Origin of the sequence: uncultured Campylobacter sp. (assembly GCF_938045465.1) — a bacterium.
GTDB lineage: Bacteria > Campylobacterota > Campylobacteria > Campylobacterales > Campylobacteraceae > Campylobacter_B.
This window is the reverse complement of record NZ_CALIBF010000170.1, coordinates 1-1,974: the sequence shown is the minus strand read 5'-3', so window position 1 is coordinate 1,974 and position 1,974 is coordinate 1. Positions and strand designations below refer to the sequence as shown.

The 1,974-nt window shown below is 45.3% G+C and carries 2 protein-coding genes; both read right to left on the bottom strand.

What is annotated here, in order from left to right; genetic code table 11:
* Positions 1–757: MBL fold metallo-hydrolase (locus tag Q0413_RS08300; RefSeq protein WP_298988501.1), on the bottom strand; the 757-nt coding region annotated here is incomplete at its 3' end.
* A 10-nt stretch (positions 758–767) separates the two neighbouring features.
* Positions 768–1,974 (bottom strand): hypothetical protein (locus tag Q0413_RS08295; protein WP_298988500.1); only part of this gene is annotated, 1,207 nt, incomplete at its 5' end.

The window sequence follows — 1,974 nt, the reverse complement described above, 5'->3', positions numbered from 1 at the left end:
CATAGCAGAACGTGCACATTCCGGGCTCGATCTCGTTTCTGCCCTTTTTAAACACTACAAGCTCGCCCTTGTGACCCGAATCTTTGATATATTGTCTGCCCTCGGGGTAAAAGCCTTCGTGAATGATGATTCTGATGTCGGGCTTATACTTTAAAACGACGGGTAGCGCCCAAAAGTGATCGTAGTGCTCGTGCGACATTATGAGAGTGTCGATCTCGCCGCTTTGCAGCATCTTATCGATCCCCTCTCGCTTAAAGCACTCGTGCATCCATTTATAGGACCAACCGCAATCAAGCAGATATTTTTTCTTTTCGCCGTTTAGCCGCTCTATCTCTATCAAAGCAGAGTAGCCGCCCGCATTATCGGGATTTACGGAGAGTTTTTTGGTTGCCTCCCACGCCTCATCTATTTTATCCGGCAGGAGATGTTTGATCTGTGAAATTCCCTCTTCGTAGCTTCCTTTGGCAAGCCCTTTGCCGTTCCCAAACGGCGGCCAGTTAAATAGATATTGATTAACGAGCAGTCCGCCTGCGCCTTTAATATCTCCCATCAGCATCGAGTTATCAAACCAGCTCGTTTCGGAGATATTAGTAACCTCGACGCTTTTAATCGCGCCAAAATCGGTCATCTTTCGCACTTCATCCGGAAGAAAAAATTCCCTCGCAGGAGAGTATGAAAACACTCCCATCGATGCGAGCGCCCCCAGTCCTATGCCCGCCGCGCCGCCTTTTATAAAATCTCTTCTAGCTTCATTCATCTCATATCCTTTATTTAAAAATTGTAAGCATATTGCCCACGACAGGCGCTAGATAAACTACGGCGAGATAGATGATCACGCCTATGATAAAGCCCACAACCAAGCCTTTGATGGAATTTTTATTTCCAAAATCGTCTTCCTCGCCTGCTTCATCTGCTTCTTCTTTTTTACCAGCAAGCTTCCAGCCCGGCCAGCCATCCATAAACCAGTAATTTATCAGCATGACGTTGATAAACCAGATCATCGGGATCATCGGGAATTGTTGCGGATGCGAAAAGCCCTTTTGAGTGCCTAGCAAAAAGTGAGAGACCTGATAATAAACGTAGTATAGGACGATAGCCGCTACCATGCTTATGATCGTTCTAAGAAGGATATTGACGGGCTTTGAAAATTTATTAACCGCATTGTTGCAGTAAAATTTAATAAATAGCACCGGCACGAGCCAAAATATAGCTATCTCGCCTACGTGCAGCCATCGCCAATCGGGCGCGAAGAGCCTCCTGTCACCTCTAATATGCACGCCCCAGATGAGCTCTTGCAGATAATAAAAGAAGAATGAAAAGCAAAACGCCATCGCTATAATGCCGAAAAACGACGCCGTCCTTCTAAGCCAATTCGTCTTAATAAGGCTAAAAGGATACCTCTCCCAGATGGTTTCATACACCCAAACCATAACGGTACAGCACATGATCCACGCGATATTGAAATTTCCGTGCACGGTATCGGCGAAATTATGCCACCAAGGCGGAGTAATGGATGTGTATTTTTGCCACGGATCGAATAAAATTCCCATTTGCGAATGGAAAAATACGAAATATACGATCATACTTAGCAAAAAGGTCCAGATAAAAACTGTAAAGCCTTTAACGGGCTGCTTTAGCTTCTGCCACGGCGAATTATCCGCAGCCACTACCCAAGAAGGGCTGAGCCACGACGCGATAGCGGCAAACATCAAAATAGCCTGTGCCGAGTATTCAAGCGCGTAAAAATCGGTTATACCAAGCTCTGCAAGCCTTCGCGGACTAAAATACGATATGGCAAGCTCGCCTAGAATAAATTCGAAGAATATCTTTAAGAATACGAAGAAGGTAAAAAACACCATCACTGTAAAGATAATGCCCTTTTTCGCCGGTCCCGCCGTATAGAGCCACTCTCTTTTGAATGGCCAAAAATTAAAAATATACGCGATCCAGATGATGACCACGAGTAGCCATCTG